17 protein-coding genes are annotated in these 25381 nt (G+C 63.4%); 8 read left to right on the plus strand and 9 right to left on the minus strand.

All coding sequences use genetic code 11. From position 1 onward, the window contains the following. Nucleotides 1-16 precede the first annotated feature (16 nt). Nucleotides 17-946 (minus strand): Flp pilus assembly protein CpaB, encoded by a 930-nt coding sequence (gene cpaB / locus DM374_RS19420; RefSeq protein WP_110971350.1) that lies wholly within the window; start codon nucleotides 944-946, stop codon nucleotides 17-19. A gap of 323 nt (nucleotides 947-1269) precedes the next feature. Here cpaB and DM374_RS19425 point away from each other — a divergent pair, with 323 nt between their 5' ends. The 3 genes from DM374_RS19425 (at nucleotide 1270) to DM374_RS19435 (ending at nucleotide 2593) form a co-directional block, all read left to right on the plus strand. Next, nucleotides 1270-1452, plus strand: coding sequence for a Flp family type IVb pilin (locus tag DM374_RS19425; protein WP_110971351.1), 183 nt, complete (start codon nucleotides 1270-1272; stop codon nucleotides 1450-1452). A 73-nt stretch (nucleotides 1453-1525) separates the two neighbouring features. Next, nucleotides 1526-1945: a response regulator gene (locus tag DM374_RS19430; RefSeq protein ID WP_110971352.1), complete on the plus strand. Its 420-nt coding sequence runs from the start codon at nucleotides 1526-1528 to the stop codon at nucleotides 1943-1945. 201 nt (nucleotides 1946-2146) lie between these two features. Further along, on the plus strand, nucleotides 2147-2593 hold the full coding sequence (locus DM374_RS19435) for a ubiquitin-conjugating enzyme E2 variant (RefSeq protein ID WP_110971353.1): 447 nt from the start codon (nucleotides 2147-2149) through the stop codon (nucleotides 2591-2593). A gap of 261 nt (nucleotides 2594-2854) precedes the next feature. Here the strand turns inward: DM374_RS19435 and DM374_RS19440 are convergent, their stop codons facing one another. Together DM374_RS19440 and DM374_RS19445 are read right to left on the minus strand one after the other, a co-directional pair. Beyond that, nucleotides 2855-4525 carry a ShlB/FhaC/HecB family hemolysin secretion/activation protein gene (locus DM374_RS19440; RefSeq protein WP_110971354.1) on the minus strand — a complete coding sequence of 557 codons (1671 nt, stop codon included), beginning with the start codon at nucleotides 4523-4525 and terminating at the stop codon, nucleotides 2855-2857. A gap of 106 nt (nucleotides 4526-4631) precedes the next feature. Further along, nucleotides 4632-6710, minus strand: a complete 2079-nt coding sequence (locus tag DM374_RS19445; RefSeq protein WP_318531817.1) for a collagen-like triple helix repeat-containing protein — start codon at nucleotides 6708-6710, stop codon at nucleotides 4632-4634. 334 nt (nucleotides 6711-7044) lie between these two features. On the opposite strand from DM374_RS19445, the gene DM374_RS19450 reads away from it, so the two are divergent. Continuing rightward, nucleotides 7045-7494, plus strand: a complete 450-nt coding sequence (locus DM374_RS19450; RefSeq protein ID WP_095156050.1) for a DMT family transporter — start codon at nucleotides 7045-7047, stop codon at nucleotides 7492-7494. Here DM374_RS19450 and pbpC read toward each other — a convergent pair. Then, nucleotides 7488-9842: a peptidoglycan glycosyltransferase PbpC gene (pbpC, locus tag DM374_RS19455; RefSeq protein WP_177431581.1), complete on the minus strand. Its 2355-nt coding sequence runs from the start codon at nucleotides 9840-9842 to the stop codon at nucleotides 7488-7490. The two genes, DM374_RS19450 and pbpC, sit on opposite strands and share 7 nt — an antisense overlap. A gap of 92 nt (nucleotides 9843-9934) precedes the next feature. Between pbpC and DM374_RS19460 the strand changes: the two genes are divergently transcribed. Then, nucleotides 9935-10228, plus strand: coding sequence for a hypothetical protein (locus DM374_RS19460; protein ID WP_110971357.1), 294 nt, complete (start codon nucleotides 9935-9937; stop codon nucleotides 10226-10228). A 34-nt stretch (nucleotides 10229-10262) separates the two neighbouring features. Here the strand turns inward: DM374_RS19460 and DM374_RS19465 are convergent, their stop codons facing one another. Continuing rightward, complete coding sequence (locus DM374_RS19465) at nucleotides 10263-15158, minus strand: alpha-2-macroglobulin family protein (protein WP_110971358.1); 4896 nt, start codon at nucleotides 15156-15158, stop codon at nucleotides 10263-10265. Nucleotides 15159-15370: 212 nt separating this feature from the next. On the opposite strand from DM374_RS19465, the gene DM374_RS19470 reads away from it, so the two are divergent. Further along, nucleotides 15371-16711 (plus strand): MATE family efflux transporter, encoded by a 1341-nt coding sequence (locus DM374_RS19470; RefSeq protein ID WP_110971359.1) that lies wholly within the window; start codon nucleotides 15371-15373, stop codon nucleotides 16709-16711. 189 nt (nucleotides 16712-16900) lie between these two features. Here DM374_RS19470 and speA read toward each other — a convergent pair whose 3' ends face one another. From speA to DM374_RS19490, 4 genes are all read right to left on the minus strand, one after another. After that, a complete protein-coding gene (gene speA / locus DM374_RS19475) occupies nucleotides 16901-18814 on the minus strand; it encodes an arginine decarboxylase (protein ID WP_110971360.1) in 1914 nt (637 codons plus the stop codon). Between the two features lie 201 nt (nucleotides 18815-19015). After that, nucleotides 19016-19387: a translation initiation factor Sui1 gene (locus DM374_RS19480; RefSeq protein ID WP_110971361.1), complete on the minus strand. Its 372-nt coding sequence runs from the start codon at nucleotides 19385-19387 to the stop codon at nucleotides 19016-19018. Nucleotides 19388-19582: 195 nt separating this feature from the next. Further along, nucleotides 19583-20119 (minus strand): NUDIX hydrolase, encoded by a 537-nt coding sequence (locus DM374_RS19485; RefSeq protein ID WP_110971362.1) that lies wholly within the window; start codon nucleotides 20117-20119, stop codon nucleotides 19583-19585. After that, nucleotides 20119-21189: a DUF2333 family protein gene (locus DM374_RS19490; RefSeq protein WP_095156119.1), complete on the minus strand. Its 1071-nt coding sequence runs from the start codon at nucleotides 21187-21189 to the stop codon at nucleotides 20119-20121. Before DM374_RS19490 ends, DM374_RS19485 begins: the two co-directional genes overlap by 1 nt. A 281-nt stretch (nucleotides 21190-21470) precedes the next feature. Here DM374_RS19490 and DM374_RS19495 point away from each other — a divergent pair, with 281 nt between their 5' ends. Then, nucleotides 21471-23087, plus strand: a complete 1617-nt coding sequence (locus DM374_RS19495) for a diguanylate cyclase (protein ID WP_110971363.1) — start codon at nucleotides 21471-21473, stop codon at nucleotides 23085-23087. A 1288-nt stretch (nucleotides 23088-24375) separates the two neighbouring features. Beyond that, entirely contained in the window at nucleotides 24376-25155 is a 780-nt protein-coding gene (locus DM374_RS34390; RefSeq protein ID WP_404821347.1) for a methyl-accepting chemotaxis protein, read from the plus strand. Nucleotides 25156-25381 lie beyond the last annotated feature (226 nt).

The following is a 25381-nucleotide window of genomic DNA, read 5'->3' on the forward strand; positions in this document are numbered from 1 at the left end:
GGCATCCTTGCTGGGTTCAGTGGGATTGCTCGGAAGATTGCGTGCCGCGGATGATTTCCATGGCCCGTCGTGGCGCCGGAGTGTTATGGACGGGCGCTGCCGGCTGGACCATGGCCAGTTGACTGAAGCGGTAGAGTTCGCGATTGGCATTGGCCAGCGTGGTGTCCGTGGCCTTCGGGTCAGCCCAGTAGCGAGCCAGGCGATTTTCTTCAGCGCTGCGCACCACCAGGCGCAGGCTGCCGGCCTGGGCCGCCAGTACCAATCGACTCGCCAGCCCTTCGGGAACCGCCACCACCACGGTGCGCGGGGCATCGCGGCGTTTTTGCTCGCGAACCTTGGGATCGACCTCGACCGGCTCGGCTGGTTTGCCGTCGCTGGCCAGCCCCATCTGCTGGCCAACACTGAGCAAGCGCAAGGCCGGGATCACCACTTGAGCGCTGGCCTGGGGATTGTCGGTTTCATCTTTCAGATAGAGCAGCACGTCGACGTAGTCGCCAGGGCGGATCTGCCCGGCTGCGCCGCTGACCTCATCCACTGCGAGCGTCAGGGCCCGCTCGCCCGGCTGAATCATTCGCGCCAGCGGACCACCGGCCTCGAAGCTGCTTTCTTCCAGCCAGGTGCCGGCGGGCAGATCGCGCCACGGCGTGCGTCCGGCAACTTGCTCGGGAGTCTGGAAACTGCCGGCCGGCGCCACCAGCAGGCGCTCCACGGCGAGATCGTCGGTGCTCAATGGCATATTGGCGGCAACATCCCGGCGCAACACCACCACCGGTTTGCGCAATTCATCCTGGACGTTGTTGACGGCTTGCGTCACCGGCTGGGTTGCCGGCGCGGGTGGCGGCGTTTCTGTCGCGGGCTTCCTGCCAAGGGTCAATCCCCAGTAGCCGGCGACGATGGCCCCTAACAAAAACAGTCCGGCGAGTATCAATGTGATGCGACTGCTCATGTCCGGCCCCTCCCTGCCTTGCGCCCCATCAGCCCGGTACATCTTGTTAACGGGCTCACAAATACTCAGTTGGAAGTAACTATTTCGCTATTTGACGGTAGCGCAGGTAGGCCAAAACGCCATTACACCGTCAGATTATTTTCGGTGGCATTTCTGTCACCCCCATAAAACAACAGCTTATTGGCGGCAGTTTTCCACTATCACTTTGGTGTTAATGCTTTCTTACATTTGCTGAAGGGTTAACTCTTGACGATGCTCTGGTGGCAAAGGGGAATCACCCAATCCCCGTGTCACCAGCGCTTCCCGCGCTAAGGAGCAACATCATGCGTCTTGCCAAAATCATCCAGTCCATCCGGGGATTCTTCAAAAGTACTGACGGCGCGTCGGGTATCGAATATGCGCTGGTCGCCTGCATGGTGGCCGTTGCCTTGGTGGCATTTGTGCCAACCATCTCCGAGGGCGTGACCAGCATCTTCACGACCATCGAGGGAGCCCTGCCCGAATAGGAATGACCGTATCCCGGCAGAGCCGCCGGACGCTCCCCCATGAGCCCAACGTAACCCGTGACAGGACTACGCCATGCCTGCTTCCCCCCCACGCGAACAGCTGCTGTTAGTGGATGATGAAGAGGACGCGTTGAACGAACTGGCTGAACTGCTGGACGGCGAAGGCTTTTGTTGCCACACGGCGACATCGGTGAAGCTCGCCCTCCAGCAGTTGACCCGGCACCCGGATATCGCCCTGGTCATCACCGACCTGAACATGCCGGAGGAGTCCGGCATCTCCCTGATCAAACGCCTGCGCGACCACACGGCCCGCGAGTACCTGCCGGTGATCGTCTGCAGTGGACAGATCGACTCTGTTGTTGCAAATGAACTGGAGCGCTTGCAGGTACAGGGCGTCTTTCGCAAACCGATCTATCACACCCGCTTGCTGGACACGCTGAGCAGCCTGTTTCCGCTGGAGCGGGTGCAGGACAAACTCCACGCCGTTCCCTAGGCGCTGTACGAAATGCATCCGAACTCGGCCATGCTGCGTTGAAAACAGGCGAGGATCAGCCGTGCTCGACACTCACCTGCGGGCGGGCCTCAATTAAGGGGTATGTACGTCTCTACGAAAAAGGACCTGATATTTTTGTCAGTTGCTGCGAAGAAACAGGCAGGTTTAGATTAAAGTACACACACCCGCCAGGAGTCTGACATGAATACTTCACAAAGACTTTCAAAAGAATCGAAAGATATATCAGAAACACTTCCCGCCGGCTTCTCCGCCGAACCGGTAGGTGATGATATATATCATTGGCAAGCGACAATTCCCGGACCTGCTGACTCGCCATTTGACGGGGGAGTTTTCTCCCTCAGCATTCATTTCCCGAATGATTACCCCAGCAAGCCACCCAAGGTGGTTTTTACAACAAAAATCTATCACCCCAATATTAGTTCCAATGGTTCGGTTACCCTCAACATCTTGAAAGGTGGTTGGTTACCGACCCTTACCATTGACAAGGTACTTCTTGGTATTTCCGCTCTGATGCTAAAACCCAACCCTGATGACCCACTGGTGCCAGAGATAGCACGGCAATTCAAAGAAGATGACAAGAAGTACTTTGCCGCGGCGAGGGCACATACCCAAAAGTACGCGATGTAGCATTTCATGGAAAAGGTCGCTGAGACGATTCAGACTCGACGATCTATCGCAGAAAAGATCAGGAAATGTCCATCGAATATATCCTGACCACACACGTCCAATCCTCGTCCTTTTTGTTGATATAAAAAGACTGTGAATACGTTGGCACTGTAGTGGCCAGGCAGTCTTGGACATTGAACGGAATAGATGCCCTTGCGAAACACCACCCACCAATGCCCCGAGACTGCCTGACAGCCCCGGGGCATTTCCATTGCCGCTCACTCACAACTGATAACTGAAACTCACCGTGAACCGCGGCCGGCGGTTGAAACTGTCCAGCGCCATGTCCGACATCGGCTTGGCCGCCTCCAGCGAGATGTTGTAGTAACGCGCGTCACCAAAGCGCAGGCCGAGGGCCAGCGATGACATCCGCGAGTCCTGCACCTGCAGTTCGTTGAACCAGGTCCGCGCAGCGTCCAGCACCACATAGGGCTGCAGCACCTTCACCCACTCGCCTTCGCGCTTGAAGCTGTAGTTGACCTCGTAGGCCGCGCCCCAGCCCTTGTCGCCTGACGCTTGATCCACGGGGTAACCGCGGCCGAAGTTCTGCCCACCGAACACCGCCCGTTCGCTGTCGGGCAGGTTGTCGTCGGTCCAGTACAGCGCGGCGGACACTACGCCTTGCCAGTTTTCGAAGAAGCGGTCGCTCTGTACGCCAGACAGCCGCAGGCGGAAGAAATCAAGGTCGTAGCCCGCGTCGGTTTCAGCACCGAAATGATCAAGTCCCTGGTAGACGCCCGCACTGATGATCCGTAGCTGCTTTTCAGTCGCCTTGCGCCAGTCGCCCTCGAAGGCCAGGGCGCGGATGTCGGTGTTGGTGCTGACTTTCAACGGGAAGCCGATCACGCGGTAATCGGTGCTGTCGTCGACGGCGTAGAAGCGTGCTGAGAGGCTCAGCCATTCATTGGGCGAGGCGATCAGCGGATGGGTCAGGCCGATGGAGTAGCGGTCGTTTTCACGGTGCTGCTTGAGGTTGATGTTATCGGTCAGCCTGACCACCGCACGGGGGTCGCTGCGGTAGCGGGATGCCGACAGGATCAGTTGGGTGCCCTCGCTGTCCAGGGACTGCGAGTAGTCGGCGCGGAAGTACCGCTCCTTGTCCTCGCCTGGCGGGAACAGGGCGCTGACACTCACTTGCTCGGCGACTGCGGTCTGCGCATTGCTGTTGGCACCGAACAGGGCCTGGATGTCGTCGCGACTGCCGTCTGTGAGGCTCATGGTGGTGGTGAACGGCTTGCGAGAAGCCTGCACCATCAGCTTGCTCGCCCCGTCGGTGGTGCCCGGTGGAGGCACATTGGCCTGCAAGGTGATACCGGGCACGCGGCTCATCAGCGAGGTGTAACGTTCGAATGCCTGGCGCGTCAGCGGCCGTACGGCCTTGAGCTTGGCCACCAGTTTGTCGAGGTAGCCCGAGACACGACCAATATCGCCCTGCAGTTCGTAATCGCGGATATAGCCTTCGACCAACACGACCCGCAGCCGGCCTTCGGCGAAATCCTGCACGGGGAGAAAAGCGTAGGACAACAAGTAGCCGTCCTGCTGGTAGCGCTGGGTGAGACGCCGGGTTGCCTCGATCAGCTCGCCGACAGTCACCTCGCGATCGATCAGCCCCTGATAGTTTTCACGCAATTCGCTCAGCGGGTAGACCGTCCCGCCTTCAATGCGGATTTTGTGGATCAGCACCCGGGTATTCATCATCAGCGGCTGGGGTTGAGCGGTTGCCGGACTCGGCACTTGCAGCTTGGGAGTTGTCGGCCTGAAAGCATCAGCCGGCAAGTTGGGTGCAGGCAGGTTGCGTTCGGTTTCGTTGCTGTTCAGATAGCTTGGGAGCGGCTCGGCCTGAAGCACACTGACCCAGGACAAACCCACTAACGCGACTGCCATCGATCGCATAGGACACTCCATGATCCTGAAAAGTACGAGGGAACCAAGGCGGTTCCCTCGTCAGACTCAAGCGTAGGTGTTGCCCGTAAGATCGTCTAACAACAGTGATGGCTTTTTACTTTTTGAGGCCCCCGGTCAGGCCGTTGAGCAGGCCGCCAACGCCACCGGTAGCTCCGGCACCGGCATTAGCACCCACGGAACCACCGACACTGGTTCCAGCGGTTACGCCACCCAGGGTTCCTGTCACGGTACTGACCACGCCACCGAGGGTGCCGCCGACACCGCCAGCGCTGCCCGTTGCACTGCCCACGGCGCCCGTTACTGTGTTGACCACGCTACCCAGCCCTGCACCGGCACCGCCAGTTCCACCAGTTGCGCCGTTCAAGGTGCTGGTTACGGTGTTGACTACACCACCCAGCCCTGCGCCGACACCGCCTGTTCCGCCAGTCGCACCGGTCAAGGTATTGGTTACGGTGTTGACCACACCACCCAGCCCTGCGCCGACACCGCCACCGCTGGCTTGGCCGTTGACCAGACCACCCGCCTGGGCGACCGTTACGCCTACTGCACCCAGTGTTGCGCCAACCTGATCGACTACGGGGTTGCTCGTAGCATTGCCCAACTGGGTACCAAGGCTGGTTACCGCACCACCGACCTGACTGACCAGCCCGTTGACCGGAGCGCCCAGACCAGTAGCGGCCCCAACCTGCTGGGTCACGCTGGCTACCGTATTGACGACCGGCGTAACCGCCGAGCTGACTGAGTTGGTCAGTGCCGCAGCCGGGGCGGCCGCGCTACCGCTGGCGACACCGTTACCGCCGAGCAGTGTTCCCAGCGAAGCCACCGTGTTACCAACACCGGACGTAGCATTGCCAGCAGCGCTCACCACAGCGTTATTACTGCCTGCATCGAAGCCAGACCCGAGATCCGCGACGACGCCGCCCAGGGTTTCCGGAAGGCCCGTCGAACCACCCGCCTTGCCATCGCCAACCAGACCGCCTGCGGTAGAGGTGCCACCACCGACATTGCTCAGCAGGCCGCCCACCGCAGTGGTCAGGGGATTACCGTTGCCGGCGGCGGTTACGCCGTCGCCGACCTTGTCGACCAGGCCACCAACCTTCTGCACCACCGAGTCAAGCGGAGCACCCAGCCCAGTCACGGAGCCCAGGTTGCCAGTGGTGTTCTCCACCAGCGACACGACTTGCACAGCGGTGTTGCTGAGTTGCTGGTTGAGACTGCCCAGAGGGCCAGTCGTGCTCTGAGTATCTAGGGTGTTGCCCAGCATGGTGACCGCTTGGCCAACCTGGCCGACCAGGCCGCCAACCACAGGTACCTGCTCGATGACATTGCTACCGGCGAGTGCCTGTACTCCACTGCCAAGGTTCGCAACACCAGCGCCGACCCCGGAAAGGGTCTTGCCAACGGCATTACCGCCAGTGCCCAGTTCGCCGAGGCCGTTGCTCACCCCAGTACCGATACTGGTGACTGCTTGACCCGCGGAGTTCACCAGGCCACCGGCGTTGACGTCGCCCAGCACCGGCAACGTGTTGAGAGTCGTACCGAGGCTGCTGACAGCCGTTCCAACCCCGGAGACTCCGGTGCCGACCTGATCCAGAACCTGGCCGGTGATGAGAGGTGTGGTGGTGTTTCCGCCACCGCCGGCGTTACCGCCACCAGTGCCGCCACCGCCAGTGCCACCGCCGCCCGTACCGCCACCGCCGGTTCCACCATCACCACCACCCGTACCGCCGCCACCGGTTCCGCCACCACCTGTGCCGCCACCGCCGGTTCCGCCATCACCACCACCCGTACCGCCGCCACCGGTTCCACCATCACCGCCGCCGGTTCCGCCGCCACCCGTGCCTCCGCCGCCGGTTCCGCCATCACCGCCGCCCGTGCCGCCACCGGTTCCGCCATCGCCTCCGCCGGTGCCACCGCCGGTTCCGCCATCGCCTCCGCCGGCAGCACCGCCGCCGTCTGTTGGCGATGAACCGTCTACTTCACTATGGTGACCACCGCCACCACTGCTGCAACCCGCCGATGCGGTTATAGCCAGAACCAGTGCCAGTGCCGTGCTTGCTTTGATCCACGCTTGAGTATTCATGATGGCGACTCCATAGCTTTCGCTGCCGCTGCTTGGTGTTTTGTGTTTACGGACGGTCCCAGAGCGGAACCTCCACTTCCGTAACGCCATATCAGCCCCCCAAGCGAGGAGTCACAATTCTGAACTTGGTATTAACCGTTTATATACGCCGACGATGGCAAAAAAAGTCCTTTGAATTCAATTGGTTGAAAACCTCTTTCAGCCAAGATGATGGCACTTCGACTTTCGCGCTATATCCATTTGACGGGTAGCTGGCGTCAATTTCAGGTGCATAACGCATGCATTTGCAGCGCAGCGTCTATGCATGAAAAGCGATTCGGGAAAGCCCGTTGACTACAGTAAACTCCGCGCCCCCTTGCGGGTTTCCACCTGGCCGAGACTTATTCCGGCGAGTTTCGTAGCACTTTTTTCCTGGAGATTTTCCATGCCTGCCCCTGTCTGGTGGCTGCTTTGCCTGCCCTTTATCGCCGGTGCGTTCCTGCCCTTGCAGGCCGGTATCAACGGCCAGTTGGCCAAACAGGTGTCCAGCGTGCTGGCTGCCGCCCTGATCTCGTTTGCGGTGGGCACCGTCGCCCTGCTGGCGCTGGTTCTGAGCCAACGTGAGATGCCCGGGCTCACCGCCCTGAAAGGCCTGACCTGGTGGCATTGGAGCGGCGGATTGCTGGGGGCGTTCTTCATCACCACCGCCGCCTTCGCCGGCCCGCGCATCGGCGCCATGCTGTTCATGGCGCTGGTGCTGGCCGGGCAGTTGGCGATGGCCATGGCCCTCGACCATTTCGGCTGGGCGGGTTTTCGTGAAGCACCGGCCAGCCTCGGCAAGATCGCCGGCCTGGTGTTGATCCTCGGCGGGGTGTGGATGATTCGCCGCTACTGAGTGACCTGGAAGGTCAGCCGTGCGGTCTGGCCGCTGGCATCGAGCACGCTCAGTTCGTACTGGCCGGCCTCGTCGAGGTTGGCCTTCAACAGGTTCTGGCCGGCGGTTTCACCCAGCGGCGCACCGTTGAGGAACCACCAGCGCTGCCCATCACCACCCAGCGCGGACACATCCACATGCAGCGTCTCGCGGCTGGTGGCCGGACGCCGTAACTGATCGCCCTGACGCACGCCGACGATGGACAGCGGCGGCGCCGTTGCCGGCACTTGCGGCGGGCACGCCGGGTCGGTCGCCGGTAGCCGTATATCACGTCGCTCTACCCGCGACAGCCATGGTTCCAACGGCGCTGGCCACAGGGCAATATCCCGCGACTTTGCGCCAGGACACCCCGCATCAACCCGCAAGCCCCGGTCATTGATCCAGACCCGCTCCAGCAGCCCGACACTCAGCGGCTGGTCCTGTGCCATCAGCGTCGGTGGCGTGGTGCCGTCCAGCGTCCAGGCAAACCGCTGGCGGCGACAGTTGGGATCGCTACGTGCCAGCGGCTGACCCAACGGCCAGCAGATCGCTGCCACGCCGACATTGGCTGGCACCGCGGGCACCGGCACGGCGATGCCGCGCTGACTGTCGCGGTTGCTCAACACATCGTGCACTTGCAGCATCAACGGCGCGGCCGAGGCCAGGCCGAACTGACCAGGCACCGGGGTGCCGTCCGGCCGACCGATCCAAACGCCAATCAGGTAGCGCGGACCGACCCCGATCGACCATGCATCGCGAAAGCCATAGCTGGTACCGGTCTTCCAGGCCAGCGTCGGACGCTGCACCAGCTCGGCGTGCGGATCGCGATCAGGGCGGGCCTGGCCGCTGAGGATGCGCCGCACGATCCACGCCGCGCCCGGCGACAGCAGGCGTCGCTCCAGCAGCGGCGCATCCGGTTGCAGGCGCAGGCTGGCACTCATGCCGTCGCGGGCGAAGGCGCTGTAGCCGGCGACCAGGTCTTCCAGACGGCTGCCACCCCCACCGAGGATCAGCGACAGGTTCGGCTCGGCCAGCGCCGGCAGCGCCAGCGGTACACCTGCGGTACGCAGTTGCGCGGCGAAGCGTTTCGGCCCGTAGGCTTCCAGCAATTGCACCGCCGGCAGGTTGAGCGATAGCGACAACGCTGAGCTGGCCGCCACCGGGCCACTGAAGCCCATGGAGAAATTACCGGGACGATAATCGCCGTAACGCCGCGGCACATCCTGCAATAGCGATTCGGAATGGATCAGGCCATCGTCCATGGCCATGCCGTAGAGAAACGGCTTGAGGGTCGAGCCCGGCGAACGCCAGGCGCTGATCATGTCGACGTGACCAAAACGACGCTCGTCATTGAGGTCCACCGAACCGAGGTAAGCGCGCACCGCCATGGTCTGCGACTCGACCACCAGGATCGCCGCCGAAGTCCGCTCGGGAAGCCGCGCACGCCAGCCAATCAGCAGGTCTTCCAGACGGCGTTGCAATACGGCATCGAGAGTGGTGCGAATCAGCGGAGGGCTGTCCGCACGGTTCAGGCGGCGTGCCAACAAGGGCGCCAGTGCCGGCTCCTGGCGCGGGGCGAGCAGCAGTGGTTCTTCCATGGCTTCGTGGATCTGCTGGCCCGGCCACACCTGATATTCATCGAGGCGCTGCAGCACCTTGTCGCGGGCAGCGGTGGCGCGCTGCGGATGGCGGTCCGGGCGCAGGCGGCTGGGCGCTTGCGGCAGCACCGCGAGCAGCGCTGCTTCGGCGGGAGTCAGGTGCAGCGGTGACTTGCCCAGGTACGCCCAACTTGCCGCCGCCACGCCTTGCAGAGTGCCGCCGAAGGGCGCGCGATTGAGGTAGATTTCGAGGATCTCGCGCTTGGACAAATGCCACTCCAGTTGCAGCGTGCGCCAGAGCTGGCGCAACTTGCCGGGCAAGGTGCGCGAGTGTGGATCGAGCAGGCGCGCCACCTGCATCGACAAGGTGCTACCGCCCGACAACACCCGGCCACCACTGAGGTTCTGCCAGGCCGCTCGCCCGAGTGCCAGCGGGTTGACCCCGGGATGGCGATAGAACCAACGGTCCTCATAGGTGAGCAGGGCCTGGAGGTACAACGGCGAGACTTCCTCGACACCCACCGGGTAACGCCAGACGCCTTCGGCATCGGCGAAGCGCCACAACGGCGTACCGTCCTCGGCCAGCACCACCCGGGCCAGATCATCTTCGGGCAGCGGCAATGGCCAGATCCGGTCGGCCAGCCACAGCAGCGCCACCAGCCCCAGTCCCGCCAGCAGCACCTGGGTTGCCAAGCGGGCCTTGCGACCACGCGGCAGGGCTACGCTGAACATCGGAAGCACTCCATCAGGGAACCGTAATGGCCTGGCGATAGCCAAAGGCTGGAAGGCAGCGTGAACGCTGTGACGATCATCAGGACACAACCATGCATGTAGAAGGTTTTTTCGAGTGGCTGGGACAAGCGATAGGCGCCGTCATCCGCTTTGTGGTGGACGCCCTCAGCGGGCTGTTTGCACTGCTGGCCAACGCCGGCACGAAGTTCATCGACGGCCTGGCAAGCACTTTAGGCATGGACACTTCGATCATCAGCATCCTGATTCTGATCATCGGGTTGCTGCTGTTGTATTCAGCGGTCAGAGCGTTCATGCGGGCATCGGTGATTGCCGGGATCATCTGGGCATTGTTGGGGCTGTGGGTGTTGAGTTGGGTGGTGCATTGAACAGTGGGGGCCGCGATTGCGGCCCCCATTGATTTCAACGGCCCTTGATGACCATCTCTCCAGCGCCATCGCCCACAGCCTGCCAGTCCGGCCGGTACATCGACTCCACCTGCGGCGGCGGAATCCGGTAGCTGCCCGGGGTTACCGCACGCGCCAGGTACAGCAGGTGGGTGGTGCCATAACCATCGAGGTTCAACGCCGCCACGTAGCGGTCATCGCGGAACTCCTGATGAACCACGTTGGCGTTCTCCATCGCCTCGCGCCATTGCTTGACCGCACTGCTGGCGTTTTCCAGGCTGGCGGCGCTTTGCGCGAGGTTCTGGTTTTCCAGTTCCAGTCCCGCCGGCAGCAGATCCACCACCAGCGCGTCCGGCACCCGGGCCTTGGCCTGAATCGCCAGGTGCACCAGCACCAGGTCGCCGCTTTCCAGCGAGCGCAGATCCAGCGCCTGGCCGTTCATGCCCAGGTACTCACGACGGATGCTCATATTGTTGCCACTGGCTGCTGGTGCCTGGCGCGGATAGCCGGACAAGGTCAGGCGCTGGTACAGCGTCTGCTCGCCCTCGTTGTGCACGGTCAGCGGCGAAGCCAGTAACGCGCCCTCGAGGTGCAGGCCAGATTGCGCCGGACTCAGCTCGCGGGTTTCGCCGGCGCTGTCCAGTTGCGCTTTCCACTGTCCCTCGGGTTGTTGCGCCAGGCCACGCCCGGCGAGGAACAGGGCATTACGCTCCTGGGTAGACAGCCACGGGCTGGCAGCCAGTTGATCGGAGAGCTGGAACAGGCGATCCGGAATCACCTTGCTGGCGAGCTTGTACTCGTCGAGCAAGGCGAGGATCAGCGCCTGGTCCCGCAACGGGCTGCCGTAATCGGCCATCCACGCGTTGCCGCGGGTGACCGCCAGCCCGGCCTGCAACGCCTGTTCGCCACGGGGCTTGTCACCCATGGTGTCGAGGGCGATCGCCAGTTGCACCAGTGGCAAGCCGGAACGGGCATCGGCGCGACGCTCGAACAGACTGCGCAGGGCACCCAACGGCGCCTGCTGGCTACGGGACAACACCAGCGCGGCGTAAGCCTGCACGGCAAAGCGGCTGTGCTCGGCGTTCTCGCTGTAGTTGACCTCGATCAGATTGCGCTCCTGCACATAACGCAGCAGCCGCTCGCTGGCCTTCTTCAAGGCCTCGGGCGGAACAGCAAAGCCCTGGTCACGGGCGCGCAGCAGGAAGTCGGTGACATATGCCGTCAGCCAGTACTCTTCGTCACCGTCGGAACTCCACAGGCCAAAGCTGCCGTTGTAACGCTGCATGCCCAGCAGGTGCTCGATGCCCATCTCGATCTTGCGCTGGCGGTCCGCAGCCGGCTCGCCGGTCAGACCGAGGCGCTTGAGGGTGGCGGCATCGGCGTAGAGCGATGGGTACAAGCCGCTGGTGGTCTGCTCCAGGCAACCATAGGGATAGGCTTTCAACGCACGGATCTGTTCGGCGAGGTTCAGCGGCGGCCGGCTCGACAACGCCAGGGTCGCTTCCAGTCCTGCCGGCTCGAACAGCGCCAGGTCCTGCTCCGGCAAGCTCCACGGCTCGCCCTTGAGCGCCACGCGGTAATGCTTGAGTTGCGCCGGATAGGCCGGGCGCACGCCGAGGGTCCAGTCACGGGAGAAGCCGGTATCGGTCTCGCCCGGCAGCACCAGGCCATCAACGCGCACGGTGACGCGGCCCTGGCCGAAGCCACCCTTGGCCTGCACCGGCACCTGCAGCGTGACGCGCTGGCCGGGCTTGAGCTTGAGCGTCTGATGGGACGAGCCCAGCAGGTCCAACTGGCCTTCGGTGGCCAGGGCCACCGCGAGGGTCTGTGGTTGTTCGGTGAGGTTGGACAGGTCCAGCGCCAGGCTGGTGCGGTCGCCACCGGCAAGGAAGCGCGGCGCCGACAGTTCGGCGATCAGCGGCGCGGCGACCACGGTCTTGCCCTCGGCCACGCCGAAGTGGTCTTCGCTCCAGGCCTGGGCCATCAGACGCAGTTCACCGTTGAAATCGGGAATCTCCACGGTCGCCTGGCCTTTGCCCTGCGCGTCGAGCGTAACCGGTGCGCTTTGCAGGGCGACGATGGTCACGCTGGTGTCCGGACGCTTGCCGCCCTTGGCCATGCCGGCGTCACCACCGAAGGCGAGGCTGGCGAGACGACCCTGGCCGGCTTCGATCAATTGCCCGTAGATATCCAGTTGGTCAGCGCCGTAGGCCTTGCGACCGAACATGCCGGTAAACGGATCAGGAGTGACGTAGCTGGTGATATTGAGAATGCCGACGTCCACTGCCGCCAGCAGCACCTGGACCTGCTTCGGTACGCTGCCATCGGCATTGCGCGCTTCGATGTTGACGGTCAGCGGGTGCTTGGGCCGCATCTTCGCGGGTGCGTCGAGGGTCAGCGCCAGCTTGCGCTGGGCGCGGTCCAGCGGCAGGTGCAGCACGCCCACGGCGCGCTTCGGTGTGACGTTGGCCTTACGTTCGCCCGGGCGAATCACCAGTGCGCTGACATAGAGGTCATGCCGCGCCCATTTCGGGTCCAGCTTCACCTCGAAGGCCTTGCCCTCGGCGGGGACATCGATCTCCTGCCACCACAGCGGGCCGTCATTGCCTTCCACCATCAAGTAGCCCTTGCCGGCGGCGGGCGGGGTGACCGTCACGGTCGCGGTGTCGCCATCGTTATAGGCCGGCTTGTCGAGCGCCAGGCGTACCTGGTCAGGGCGCACTGCGCCGCCGTCGGCGTTGTCCTGGGCGCGGTAGCCGGCCCAGAAGCGCAAGCTGCTGGTGATGCCGGTATCCGGGTCTTCCACTTCAACACGGTACGGGCCCCACTCCACCGGGAAACTGAGCTTGGTGGTACTGCCGGCGGGAACGTTGATGTTCTGCTCGCTTTCCGTGAGCTGTTTCTCGTTGAAGTTGTAGCTCCAGCCGTCGCTCTGCGAATAGTTCCAGTAGTAGTCGCGGCGCTCACGCACCAGACGCACACGCAGGTTCTCCGCGGCCAGCTTGTTGCCGTCGCGGTCTGCCATCAGCAGTTCGATTTCCACCGGCGCATCGCCATCGGTTTCCTCGCCGTCGAACAAACCGCGCAGGCCCGGCAAACGCTCCGCCGGCCAGATCGGCTGTTCCAGGCGCCGAGTGATCGGCCGACCACCGGACTCTTGCAGGCTGGCCTGCACCGTCAGTTGCAGCGGCGAGCGGGCCTCTGCCCATTCGCTGGCGATGCTGATCGTCGCCTCGCCATTGGCATCGAGAGTGCTTTCTTCCAGCTCCAGGTCGTGGTTCAACTCGCCTTCGGTGACCGAACCGAACTGATAGCCGGGCAATGCCGGTACCGCTTCGCGCAGTGGCCGCACATAGACCTGACCACTGAGCCGGTTACCCGCCGCCGGGGCGCCATACAGGTAGCGGCCGTTGACGCTGACTTCGGCGGTTTCGTCGGGACTTAGCGGTGCATCGCTGCCCTTGAGTTCCAGCGCAAGGCGCTCGGGCAGGAAGTCTTCGACGAGGAATTCGTGAACCTGACGCTTGCCGCCGCCGAGGTCGAACAGCAACTGCCAACGCCCGGTCGGCGCTTCGCCCGCCAGTTGCAGTGGGTACTGATAGAAACCGTTGGCATCGGCTTCCCAGACAAACTTGCGGCTGACCTGCTCATCCGGCCGACGCACTTCCACGTTGATTGGCTGGGGGTTGACCGGCTTGCCGTCCTGGTCGCGCAGCAGACCATTGAGCAGCACGGTTTCGCCGGGACGATAAAGGTCGCGCGGGCCGAAGACGAAGAACTGCAACGGATTGGCCTGCGGGCCGGTGACGGTGAATTCGGAAAGATCCAGCGCGGCGCTGTTCAAGCGCAGCAGCGTGGTGTGTTCGCCCTGGCGCGCCAGCAGCACGTCGGCCTTGGGTGGCAGCGGCAGTTGCGAGTGACCGCTGCTGTCGGTCTTGCCCTGGCCGAGCAGTTTGCCTTCGTTGTCGAGCAGGTCCAGCTCGACACCACTCAGGGCCTTGCCACCTTCCAGCGCCTGGGTGAAGACATCGAGGCGATTGCTGTAGCGGTGCACCGACAGGCCAATATCGCTGAGGGTGAACAGGGTAGCCGGCTGCGAATAGTTGTAGGTGCCGGAGGCACGCATCACCGCCAGGTAGACCCCGGCTTCCTGCAATGGCTTGATCCCGGCCATGGGCACCAGCAGGGTTTCGCGGGTGTTGGCTGCCGGGTTCAGGTCGAAGCGACCGGCGTAGACCAGATCGGCCATGGGCAGCAGCTCATTGGCCTCGTAGCTCTGCAACGCGCTGTTGCGGCCCCACGAACCGAGGAAGGTCGGCAGGGACTCGGACTTGATGCGGAAGAATTCGACATCGACCTTGGCGACGTTCAGGGCGATCACCGGCAGGCCCTCGGCCAGGCGGGTCGGCAGCAACGAACCGCGACTGGCGAAACCGATGCTCGGCTCCATGTCGCGGGTTTCCAGGCGGCTGACGAATTCACCGGCCAGGCGCTGGCCGTTGACGCTGAGCAGACCGGCATCGATGGTCAGCACCAGCTTGCGCTGCGGTTCCAGGTGACGCAGGCGCAACTCCATGCGGCTGTTGGACAGCTCCCAGGCGCCATCGACCTTGCCCTTGACCGTGTCCACCAGGTGCAGGCGCTCGGCGAACGGCTGGTCGGCGTCCAGCGGCGCGGAGAATGTCACCGACAGCGCACTGGCGCCATCGAGCTGCACTTCCGAGACGTCCACCACGTTCAACTGACGGCCGGCGTAGCGCTGGGCCAGCGCGGCGACATCGACAGTCGTCGGTGTAGCCGCAGGTGCGGTTGCGGCGGCCTTCTCGGCGGGCGCGGGTTTATCGACGGATGACGAATCACAGGCGCTGAGCAGCGCCAGCGCGCAGGCCAGCCACAGTCCTTTGTTGAGCATGGGGATAACTCTTTGGCAGCAGGATCAGACGGGAAACTATATATCAAGGCTGCCGGCTTCACCGGCTAATGCCTGCGGGATGAGACAGGGTTCACCCGGCAAAGTGCGGCGAGCTGGGTAGAATGTGCCGTTCCAGGCTGCTGTGCTGCCCTTCTGTAGGAGCGAACCTGCTCACAACGAGGACTGCGCCTCAGCCACATCAAGGACTTTTCATGCCCTCATTCTTCGCCGACTGGCACCACCGACCCACCCACCACAAGGTCTGGGCCCTGGCTGCGCCGATGATCCTGTCCAACATTTCGGTGCCATTGGTGGCCCTGGTCGACAGCACGGTGATCGGCCACCTGCCTCACGCCCACCAGCTCGGCTCTGTGGCGGTGGGCGCCAGTCTGTACACCCTGCTGGTGTCGGTGCTGGGCTTTCTGCGCATGGGCTCGACCGGTTTCGCCGCCCAGGCCGCCGGCCGATCCGACGGCGCCGCGCTGCGCCAGGTGCTGGTTCAGGGGCTGTTGCTGGCACTGTTTTTCGCCCTGTTGCTCGGTCTGCTGGCCATCCCGTTGAGTCATCTCGCCGTGGGCCTGATGCAGCCCGGAGCGGAGCTGGAACAAGGCACTCTGCAATTTTTCCAGATCCGCCTGCTGGGCTTGCCCGCAGCGCTGGCCAGCTTCGCTCTGGTGGGCTGGTTCCTCGGCACGCAGAACGCCCGTGCGCCGCTGATCATCCTGCTGACCACCAACCTGCTGAACATCGTTCTCAACCTGTGGTTCGTCCTCGGGCTGGACTGGGGTGTGGCCGGATCGGCGCGGGCCTCGGTGATCGCCGAATGGGCCGCGGCGTTGATCGGGCTGGCACTGACCCGACCCTCGTTACGCGCGTTTCCCGGCCAGGTCATCTGGCCACTACTCGCACGCTGGCAGAGCTGGCGACCGATGCTCAGCGTCAATCGCGACATTTTCATCCGCAGCCTGGCGCTGCAAGGGGTGTTCTTCCTCATCACCGTGCAAGGCGCGCGCATGGGCGAAGCGACCGTGGCCGCCAACGCCCTGCTGCTCAATGGTCTGCTGCTGACGGCCTACGCACTGGACGGTCTGGCCCACGCCGTCGAAGCCCTGTGCGGTCACGCCATCGGTGCCCACGACCGTCCGGCGTTACGCCGTTCACTGGTGATCGCCGGTGGCTGGTCATTGATCGCCAGCGTGGGGTTTGCCGTCCTGTTCCTGCTCGGCGGGCACCTGTTCATCCAGATGCAGACCGACATCCCGAGCGTGCGTGAAACCGCGTTCGAATACCTGCCGTACCTGGCGCTGCTGCCGTTGATCGCCGTCTGGAGCTACCTGCTCGATGGCCTGTTCATCGGCGCCACCCGCGCCCGCGAGATGCGCGACGCCATGCTGCTCAGCGTCGTCATCGCCCTGCCCTTCGCCTGGTTCGCCAGCGACCTGGGGAATCATGGGTTGTGGCTGGCGTTTCTGTTGTTCATGGCCTTGCGCGGGGTGACGCTGGGGTTGATGGGGTGGTGGTTGCAGCGGAGGGATGGGTGGTTTTCGCGGTAGTCAGGCGCATGCTGGAAGACTTTGTCGCGCCCTCAAGATCGAGCGCCGCCCGCGCGGCGCATCGCCGGCAAGCCGGCTCCCACAGTGGTTGCTCGCGGTGCGCGCGCCGAAAAACCGCTGACAAGATTTCTGCACAAAAAAAGGCCCGCCCCCGGAATCCCAAGGGCGGGCCTTTTCAGTTCAGCGCTATTACGACGACAAGTACGAAGACCGCGTCAGCCCCAAGCGCAGTGCGTCGAGGAACTGGGTCCGCTCGCGGGCCGTTATGCGCGCACTGGCGACCTTGTCGCGGTAGTGGGTCATCAGCTCTTCCGGAGACAAGTGTACGTAGCGCAGCATGTCTTCGATGGTGTCGTGGGTTTCGATACCGGCGTGGTACACGCTGCCGTTCGGGTTCTGGTAGATGTTCACCGAGTCGGTGTCGCCGAACAGGTTGTGCATGTCGCCGAGAATTTCCTGGTAGGCGCCGACCAGGAAGATCCCCAGCAGGTAGTCCTCACCCTCTTTGACCGCATGCACTGGCAGGCTGGTCTCGATGCTCTGCTCATCGACGTACTGGTTGATCTTGCCGTCGGAGTCGCAGGTCAGGTCCTGCAGCACTGCACGACGCAGCGGCTCTTCATCCAGGCGATGCAGCGGCAGGATCGGCAGGACCTGGCCGATGGCCCAGGTGTCCGGCAGGCTCTGGAATACCGAGAAGTTGCAGATGTACTTGTCGGCGAGCTTGTCGTTGAGTTCGTCGAGCACCTGGCGGTGCGAGCGCTGACGCGCCTTGAGCGAGTTGTGCAGGCGTCGGCAGACGGCGAAGTAGCACTGCTCTGCCAGGGCTTTCTCGGCCAGGGTGATCTTGCCGTCGGCGTACTGCGCAGCCACGTCGCTCATGTAGTGGGTGGCGCGCCAGTAGGTTTCGGTGACCATCTCGATATCGGTTGGGCCGAGCAGGTCTACCAGCCATTGCACGGTTTCCGGCAGGCTTTCCTTGTTCTCGATTTCCGGCACGTCGTCATTGTGGCGCTCGACGTCGGTCACCTGCACCACCAGCATGGCGTGGTGCGCAGTCAGCGAGCGACCGCTTTCCGAGAAGATGTGCGGATGCGGCAGCCCTTGGGCGTCGCAGAATTCCTTGAGCATGCCGACCACGACACCGGCGTAGTCGTCCATGTCGTAGTTGATCGAACTGGCGTTGCGCGAGTGGGTACCGTCGTAGTCCACACCCAGGCCACCGCCGACGTCAATGTGATCGACCGGCAGGCCCAGCGCGCGCAGTTCGCCGTAGTAACGGATGGCTTCCTTGAAACCGTGCTGGTAGTCCGCCAGGTTGGCGATCTGCGACCCCATGTGGAAGTGCAGCAGGCGGATGCCCTGGTCGAGCCCGGCATCACGGAAGCGCTGGACCACGGAGATCAGTTGCGCCGCAGACAGGCCGAACTTGGATTTCTCGCCACCGGTGTCAGCCCATTTGCTCGACGCCAGCGACGACAGGCGCACGCGCAGACCGACCTGCGGTTTGACCTTGAGCTCGGCGGCTTCCTCGATCACCAGACCCACTTCCGACTCTTTCTCGATGACGATGAAGACGTTATGGCCGAGCTTCTGGCCCATCAGCGCCAGACGAATGAACTCGCGGTCCTTGTAGCCGTTGCAGACGATGGTGCCGCCCTTGGGCGCCAGCGCCAGCACCGCCAGCAACTCCGGCTTGGAGCCGGCTTCCAGGCCGATGGAAACATTCTGGGTGGCGATGATGTTCTCGATCACCGCTTCCTGCTGGTTGACCTTGATCGGGTACAGCGCGGTGTACTCGCTCTGGTATTCCAGGCGCGCGATGTTGGCGTCGAAGGCGCCGGTCAGTTGGCGAACGCGGTCTTGCAGGATGTCGGGGAAGCGCACCAGCAGTGGCAGCGACAGGCCGCTCTTGCGCAGCTCGTCGACCTGTTCGAACAGGTCGATCGGTGCACTACCCGGGCCATTGGGGCGAACTTCGACACGCCCCGCTTCATTGATCGCGAAATATCCCGCGCCCCAATGGCGAATCCCATAAACACTGCGGCTATCGGCCACGGTCCATTGGCTGCCATCGTCTTTGCGTGTGCGTCGTACGGACATCGAAGTCCCCTATTCAAGAAAGTCAGGTAACACCGGCCAAGCGGGATGGCGCAGTGTAAAAAATGAAAATGACGATTTTCCCTGTTCAGGCATAGACCCCTCACAAGGCAACGAGTTTAGACGCTGGACGAAAAGTCCCGGGTGCCCCGGCCCTGCGCCCGCTCTGCACAAGCAGCGAACACGCAAGAACGAGGCAGGCGATCAGCCGCCGGACTTTTTCGCTTTGAAACCCTGCTTGATCAGCTCGGCCAGCAGCAACTCGACATGGTCGCCCTGGATTTCGATGACGCCGTCTTTCAACGCGCCGCCCGTGCCACAACGCCGTTTCAGCGTGGTGGCGAGGTCTTTGAGCTGTTCTGCAGGCAGCGGGACGCCGCTGATGGTGGTCACCGTCTTGCCGCCGCGACCTTTGCTCTCGCGGCGCACACGGGCGATGCCATCACCTTCGGGGATGACCGTCTGCTTGCAGATGCAGGCATCGATGGGTTTGCTGCAGTCCGGACAGTGCCGACCTGCATCAGTGGAGAACACCAGGCCGCCGAGGGCGGAAAGTGATGAGGCTTTCTTGGCCACTTTTGATCCTCTGTGTTGAGGACAAAAACTGGTCGCTGTCCCTGGCAGGACATCGACCGCGAAGCCCCACTCTGGCAGGGGCAGCGCACCTGCCATGAACGGGTCGCGGCAGGGTGAAAAAGGCCGCGCAGTGTAACGGCAAATGCGCCGGTTGCTAAGTACAGAACTGCGCCATTTTGGGCGATTTTCGCGACGTCAGGCTTGACGGTCGAAAACCCGGTTCAGAGCAGCCAGGGAATCGGGACAATACGGCAGGTGACGGGACTCTTCGCGGATCACTTCGAGATTGGCGAAACGGGCTTCGCTGACCTCTTCCGGCTGCAGTTGCAAAGGCCCGTCCCAGACGGCCGAGAACACCGAACACCAGAGCCGGTTGCCGGGCTGGTCGAAGAAAAAGTGGTCGTGGGCGCGCAGTTCTACGCCACTCACCCCCAGCTCTTCCGCCAGCTCCCGCGCCGCCGAGTCGGCGTACGCTTCGCCCGCCGCGACCATGCCGCCCGCGGCCACATCCCAGTAGCCGGGGTAAATGGCCTTGCTCAGCGTACGTTTATGAACGCACAACTGGCCGGCGCCATTGAACAGCAGGATGAAGGTGCAACGGCCAATGAGGCCGCGCTCACGCAACTCGGCGCGCGGTAGCTCGCCGAGCAGGTTGTCGTCCTCGTCGACCCAGGCGACCCGCTCCAGGTCCGAGGCGGCCCGATGCGCCGCCTCCGCTTCGCTGATGCTCATCAGCCCTGGGACAGCAACTGGCGCAGGTCGATGACTGCGGCGTTGGCCCGGGAAATGTAGTTGGCCATGACCAGCGAGTGGTTGGCCCACATGCCGAAGCCGCTGCCGTTGAGCACCATCGGGCTCCACAGCGCTTCCTGCGAAGCTTCCAGCTCACGGATGATCTGCCGCACGCTGACGGTGGCGTTCTTCTTCGCCAGCACGTCGGCGAAGTCCACCTCGATGGCACGCAGCAGGTGCGACAGCGCCCAGGCCTGACCGCGGGCCTCGTAGAACACGTTGTCGATTTGCATCCACGGGGTTTCAACCAGTTCTTCATCCAGCTGTGGTGCCTGACCCGCGACCACCGCCTCGGTTTTCAGGGTGCTGTTGAGCTTGACCCGGCCAACGCTGGCCGACAGGCGCTGGGACAACGAGCCCAGACGGGTGGCGACATCGCCCAGCCAGTTGTTCAGGTTGTCGGCGCGGGTATAGAAAATCGCACCCTTGTCGGCGGCGGCCAGACGAGCCTGATAGCGGCTCAGGGACTTGATGCCTTCTTCGAACTCGGACTCGCTCGACGGCAGGATCCAGCTCTTGTTGTCGAAGTTGAAGCGCGGCTCGGCCTTGGCCAGATCGGCGTCTTCGGTCGATTGCGACTGCGAGCGGGCGAAGTCCTTGCGCAGGGCGCGGGACAGATCGCGGACCTGGACCAGCACGCCGTATTCCCAGCTCGGCATGTTGTCCATCCACAGTCCCGGAGGGAAACGGTCGTTGGAGATGTAGCCGCCCGGCTTGTTCAGCAGGGTGCCGGCGACGGTCTTGAGGGTTTCGATGGTGGTGTAGCCGATCACCATCTGCTGGCCGCTCTGCTCGGCGGCGATCTGAGCGTTCTGCTGCACGGGGAACAGCGCCGGCTCCTCGCTCCAGTACCAGCCCAGGCCTACCGTCACCAACAGGTACAGGCCGATCACCACCGCCAGCGAACGGCTGAGCAAGCCGCGGAAATAGCTGTCTTTCGGCGTGGAACGACCAGCGCTGCGCTCCTCGCGCGCTTCGGCGCTGCCCGTACGGTTTTTCCAGTCAAGCATGGCGTTGTCCTTATCGGTCAGGGGCATTTCCAGGGTTCGACCGCAACCTCCGGGCATTGGTGCCGACGCATCGACGATTGTCGGAAAATGCGCGGGCGCCGGGGCGGCCTGAGTGTCAGCACTATAAAGCAAGGGCAGAGGATCGCATAAACGACTCACGGGTCAGGAACTGAATTGTTCTCCGGCGTCAAAAAATTGATGCAGGGCACTCGTTTGCTCAGAAAGTGGTGCTAGCATAGAGCCATCACTCGAACTGCCTCACCTTTATAAGTAGTCAGGACATGACCGAGCCAGAAGACCCGAATCGCGAGCGACTAAAGCAACACTTTGCCCAGCGGGTCATTCATCAGGCCCGGCAGATCCTCGAGATCTGGCAGCGGCTGCAACGCAGCGAATGGTCCACCGGCGACCTGGGCGAACTGTGCGAGGCCAACCTGCGCCTGCAACGTTACGCCGTACGTTTCGAGCAACCGGAACACAGCCTGCTGGCCGACGCCATCGGCGAGGTTCTGGATGCGGTCGAAGCCAACAGCGCGCGGCTGAGCAGCAACCTGATCAGCGAACTCAACCGCCTGATGCAGCGCCTGTCGCGCACCGGCCTGCGTCAGGGCGACCGCCTTGAACAGACGCCGCTGCCACCGCTGCGCAAGCCGGTCTACATCATGCTTCAGGACCATGACCGGGCCGAGCGTCTGGTCAAGCAACTGGAGTTCTTCGGCCTGGGCGTGGAAGCGCTGGACAGCGCCAACGCCTTCAACGCATCGATGAACGAGCGCCTGCCCTCGGCGATCGTCATGGACGTGGATTTCGGCGGTCCCGGTCAGGGCCTGAAGCTGGCGGAACAGGCGCAGCAAGGTCTGGAGCAGCGCGTGCCGCTGCTGTTTTTCAGCCTGCATGAAACCGATACACCGACCCGCCTCGCGGCAGTGCGCGCCGGCGGCCAGGAATTTCTCACCGGCACCCTCGAAGCGTCGAGCCTGCTGGAGAAAGTCGAACTGCTCACCAGCGTCGCCCAGTACGAGCCGTTTCGCGTCCTTATCATCGACGACTCCCGCGCCCAGGGCCTGCACACCGAGCGCCTGCTGAACAATGCCGGCATTGTCACCCGCACGCTCACCGATCCGATCCAGACCATGGCCGAGCTGGCCGATTTCCAGCCCGACCTGATCATCCTCGACATGTACATGCCGGCCTGCACCGGCGCCGAGCTGGCCAAGGTGATCCGCCACAACGACCGTTACGTCAGCGTGCCGATCATCTACCTCTCCGCCGAGGACGACCTGGACAAGCAACTCGACGCCATGAGCGAAGGCGGCGACGACTTCCTGACCAAGCCGATCCGCTCGCGCCACCTGATCACCACTGTACGCAACCGCGCCGCCCGGGCCCGCAACCTGAAATCGCGCATGGTTCGTGACAGCCTCACCGGCCTGTACAACCACACCCACATCCTGCAACTGCTCGAAGACTGCAGCTTCCGCGCCCGCCGCGAGAGCGTGCCGCTGAGCTTCGCCATGCTCGATATCGACCACTTCAAGAAGGTCAACGACAGCCACGGGCACCCCATGGGCGACCGGGTGATCAAAAGCCTGGCGCTGTTTCTCAAGCAACGCCTGCGCAAGACCGATTTCATCGGCCGCTACGGCGGCGAAGAATTCGCCATCGTCATGCCCAACACCGACGTCGGCTCCGCGCACAAAGTGCTCGACGAGATCCGCCGGCGCTTCGCCGAGATCCACTACCCCGCCCAGCCGCAGGACCTGTTCTGCACCTTCAGCGCCGGTGTGGTGGAACTGAATGACGAACTCGACGCCCTGAGCATGGCCACCGCCGCCGACGAGGCGCTGTACCGCGCCAAGGCCGCCGGACGCAATCGGGTGCTGCGGGTCGAGACATGAAATCAAATGGCCACTTTTTTTGACCGAGTGGCCCGCTTCGTCATAACCACGTCATAAAAACGCAATAAGTTCAGTGACTTGCCACCAGCCGTTGGTAGTCACGCACATGCGCCTCAAGCTGCTCACCAATCTGAACACCCTGTTACTGGTCCTGGTCTGCCTCGCCCTGGGCGCTACCTTGTGGTGGTCGCAGCGCGCGCTGGAGCGACCCTATCTGCTGATGGAGCGTTACCTGGGCCTGTCCCAGCAGTTCCAGAACGGGGTGGCGCGCAATATCCAGACCTACCTCGCCAGCGGCGACGCCCTGCAACATGCCACGGCCCTGCAGGCCACCCAGCAGTTGCAGGAAGAACTGGGCCAACTGCCGGCCGAACTGGCACACAGCGTGCGCCCGAGCCTGGACAGCCTGGCGACCTTCACCAGCAACGAACTGCTCGCCGCCGGCAAGCTGGCCGGGGATCCGCAGGCCCTGTTGTTGCAGGCCGAACGCGAACTGGGCGCCAACCTGGAACAGTGGCTGCGCTACAGCCAGAACAGCCAGAACACCGAAGCGGCGCGCTATACCACGCCGCTGTTCGAAGCCGGGCTGCACCTGAGTCGCCTGTCCCTGGCCCGCGACAAGCTGGTCAGCAGCGGCCGCAGCGAACTGGCCGAGGAAGTCGAACGGGAACTCAACCTGATTGCCGGACAGGCGCGCATTCTCGATGGCCTGCCGCTGCTTGGGGTCAAGGAAGCCAGTGCCTCGGGCTCCGACGATTTCGCCTCCATGATGGGCCTGGAAAGCGAGAGCAAGAGCGAGGCCGAAGACACCGCCGTCGGCCTGCGCCGAGAGCTCAACAGCCTGATCAGCCGCTACCCCGCAGAACTGCAACGCACCCGCGAGCAAATCCAGCGCCGCGGCGAACTGGCAGCCACCACTCAATCGCGCATCGCCGCCGTGCAGCAGGCCATCGCCGATCTGGAACCCGGCGTACGCAGCCAGCACGCGCAGATCCAGAGCGAAGTGCGCATCATGCAAGGCGTCATGATCGCCCTGATTCTGCTGATCGCCCTGGTGATCGACCGCCTGCAACGGCGCCTGGCACGGGTACTGACCAACCTCGACCCGGCGCTGTCGGACTGGGCCAGTGGCGATTTCAGCAAGCCGATCGCCCTGCCGCCCAGCAACCGCGAGATGCACGACATTCAGGACTCTCTGAACCGCTTGCGCGACTACCTGGTGGAACTGGTGGGGACCATCCGCCACAACGCCGAACAGGTCGCCGGCAGCAGCCACGCCCTGGCCGGCATGAGCAGCGCGCTGCACGACGGTGCCGAGCGCCAGGCCGGCGATACCGCACAGATTCGCGATGCGCTGGGTGAACTGGAAGCCACGATCGTCCAGGTCGCGGGTGACGCCAGCCAGGCCGCCGACGCCAGCCGTCAGGCCGGTGATGCGGTGGAACAGGGCCAGGCCGTGATCGGCCAGAGCCTGAACGGGCTGCGCAAGCTGGTGGACGAAGTGCAAGGCAACGCGCAAATGATCGAAGAACTGGCCCAGGAGTCGGCGACCATCGGCAGCGTCCTGACGGTGATTCGCGCCATTGCAGAGCAGACCAACCTGCTGGCCCTCAATGCTGCGATCGAAGCAGCGCGGGCCGGCGAAATGGGCCGCGGCTTCGCCGTGGTGGCCGAGGAAGTCCGCTCGCTGGCCCAGCGCACCACCGGCGCCACGGGCGAGATCCAGACCCTCATCACCCGCCTGCAACAGGCCGCGCGCGATTCGGTGGAAGGCATGCGCACCCAGCTCGAACACGCCGAAGCCACCGCCAACCAGGCCCAGGCCGCCGATGGCGCGCTGGATGAAATCGTCACTGCCATCCAGACCATCGCTGACACTGCCGGGCGCATCGCCGATGTCACCGCACAGCAGAGCGGCGCGGTCAGCGAGATCCGTGATCATAGTGAACGGATTCATGGTCTGGGTGAGGACAATCTGCAGCGAATCGGTGAAGGACGGGATCAGGGTGAGCAGTTGTTGAGGCTTGGTGGAGAGCTGAATACGGCGGTTCGGGCATTCCGCTTGTAGGTGGTCCTCCCACGCCTTGTCGCTGGCTCGTCAGCGATGAACATCGGTGAAACGCCAGTCAGGAAATTGGGTAATTGCGACCGATGCAGGAGCGAGCTCGCTCGCGATGCGCCGCGCGGGCGGCGCTCGATCTCAAGGGCGCTGGAAAACTCCTGGCATGCGCCTGTTGGCCATTACTCGGTCTTTTGACAGGCACCTTCCAGCCACCACATTGCCGAAAGATATG

This window comes from Pseudomonas huaxiensis (genome assembly GCF_003231275.1).
GTDB classification, from domain to species: Bacteria; Pseudomonadota; Gammaproteobacteria; order Pseudomonadales; family Pseudomonadaceae; genus Aquipseudomonas; species Aquipseudomonas huaxiensis.

Bases quoted from the DNA above. Each gene is read 5' to 3' on its own strand.
- cpaB (WP_110971350.1), bottom strand. From the start codon at position 946: ATGAGCAGTCGCATCACATTGATACTCGCCGGACTGTTTTTGTTAGGG.
- DM374_RS19425 (WP_110971351.1), top strand. From the start codon at position 1,270: ATGCGTCTTGCCAAAATCATCCAGTCCATCCGGGGATTCTTCAAAAGT.
- DM374_RS19430 (WP_110971352.1), top strand. From the start codon at position 1,526: ATGCCTGCTTCCCCCCCACGCGAACAGCTGCTGTTAGTGGATGATGAA.
- DM374_RS19435 (WP_110971353.1), top strand. From the start codon at position 2,147: ATGAATACTTCACAAAGACTTTCAAAAGAATCGAAAGATATATCAGAA.
- DM374_RS19440 (WP_110971354.1), bottom strand. From the start codon at position 4,525: ATGCGATCGATGGCAGTCGCGTTAGTGGGTTTGTCCTGGGTCAGTGTG.
- DM374_RS19445 (WP_318531817.1), bottom strand. From the start codon at position 6,710: ATGGCGTTACGGAAGTGGAGGTTCCGCTCTGGGACCGTCCGTAAACAC.
- DM374_RS19450 (WP_095156050.1), top strand. From the start codon at position 7,045: ATGCCTGCCCCTGTCTGGTGGCTGCTTTGCCTGCCCTTTATCGCCGGT.
- pbpC (WP_177431581.1), bottom strand. From the start codon at position 9,842: ATGTTCAGCGTAGCCCTGCCGCGTGGTCGCAAGGCCCGCTTGGCAACC.
- DM374_RS19460 (WP_110971357.1), top strand. From the start codon at position 9,935: ATGCATGTAGAAGGTTTTTTCGAGTGGCTGGGACAAGCGATAGGCGCC.
- DM374_RS19465 (WP_110971358.1), bottom strand. From the start codon at position 15,158: ATGCTCAACAAAGGACTGTGGCTGGCCTGCGCGCTGGCGCTGCTCAGC.
- DM374_RS19470 (WP_110971359.1), top strand. From the start codon at position 15,371: ATGCCCTCATTCTTCGCCGACTGGCACCACCGACCCACCCACCACAAG.
- speA (WP_110971360.1), bottom strand. From the start codon at position 18,814: ATGTCCGTACGACGCACACGCAAAGACGATGGCAGCCAATGGACCGTG.
- DM374_RS19485 (WP_110971362.1), bottom strand. From the start codon at position 20,119: ATGAGCATCAGCGAAGCGGAGGCGGCGCATCGGGCCGCCTCGGACCTG.
- DM374_RS19490 (WP_095156119.1), bottom strand. From the start codon at position 21,189: ATGCTTGACTGGAAAAACCGTACGGGCAGCGCCGAAGCGCGCGAGGAG.
- DM374_RS19495 (WP_110971363.1), top strand. From the start codon at position 21,471: ATGACCGAGCCAGAAGACCCGAATCGCGAGCGACTAAAGCAACACTTT.
- DM374_RS34390 (WP_404821347.1), top strand. From the start codon at position 24,376: ATGAGCAGCGCGCTGCACGACGGTGCCGAGCGCCAGGCCGGCGATACC.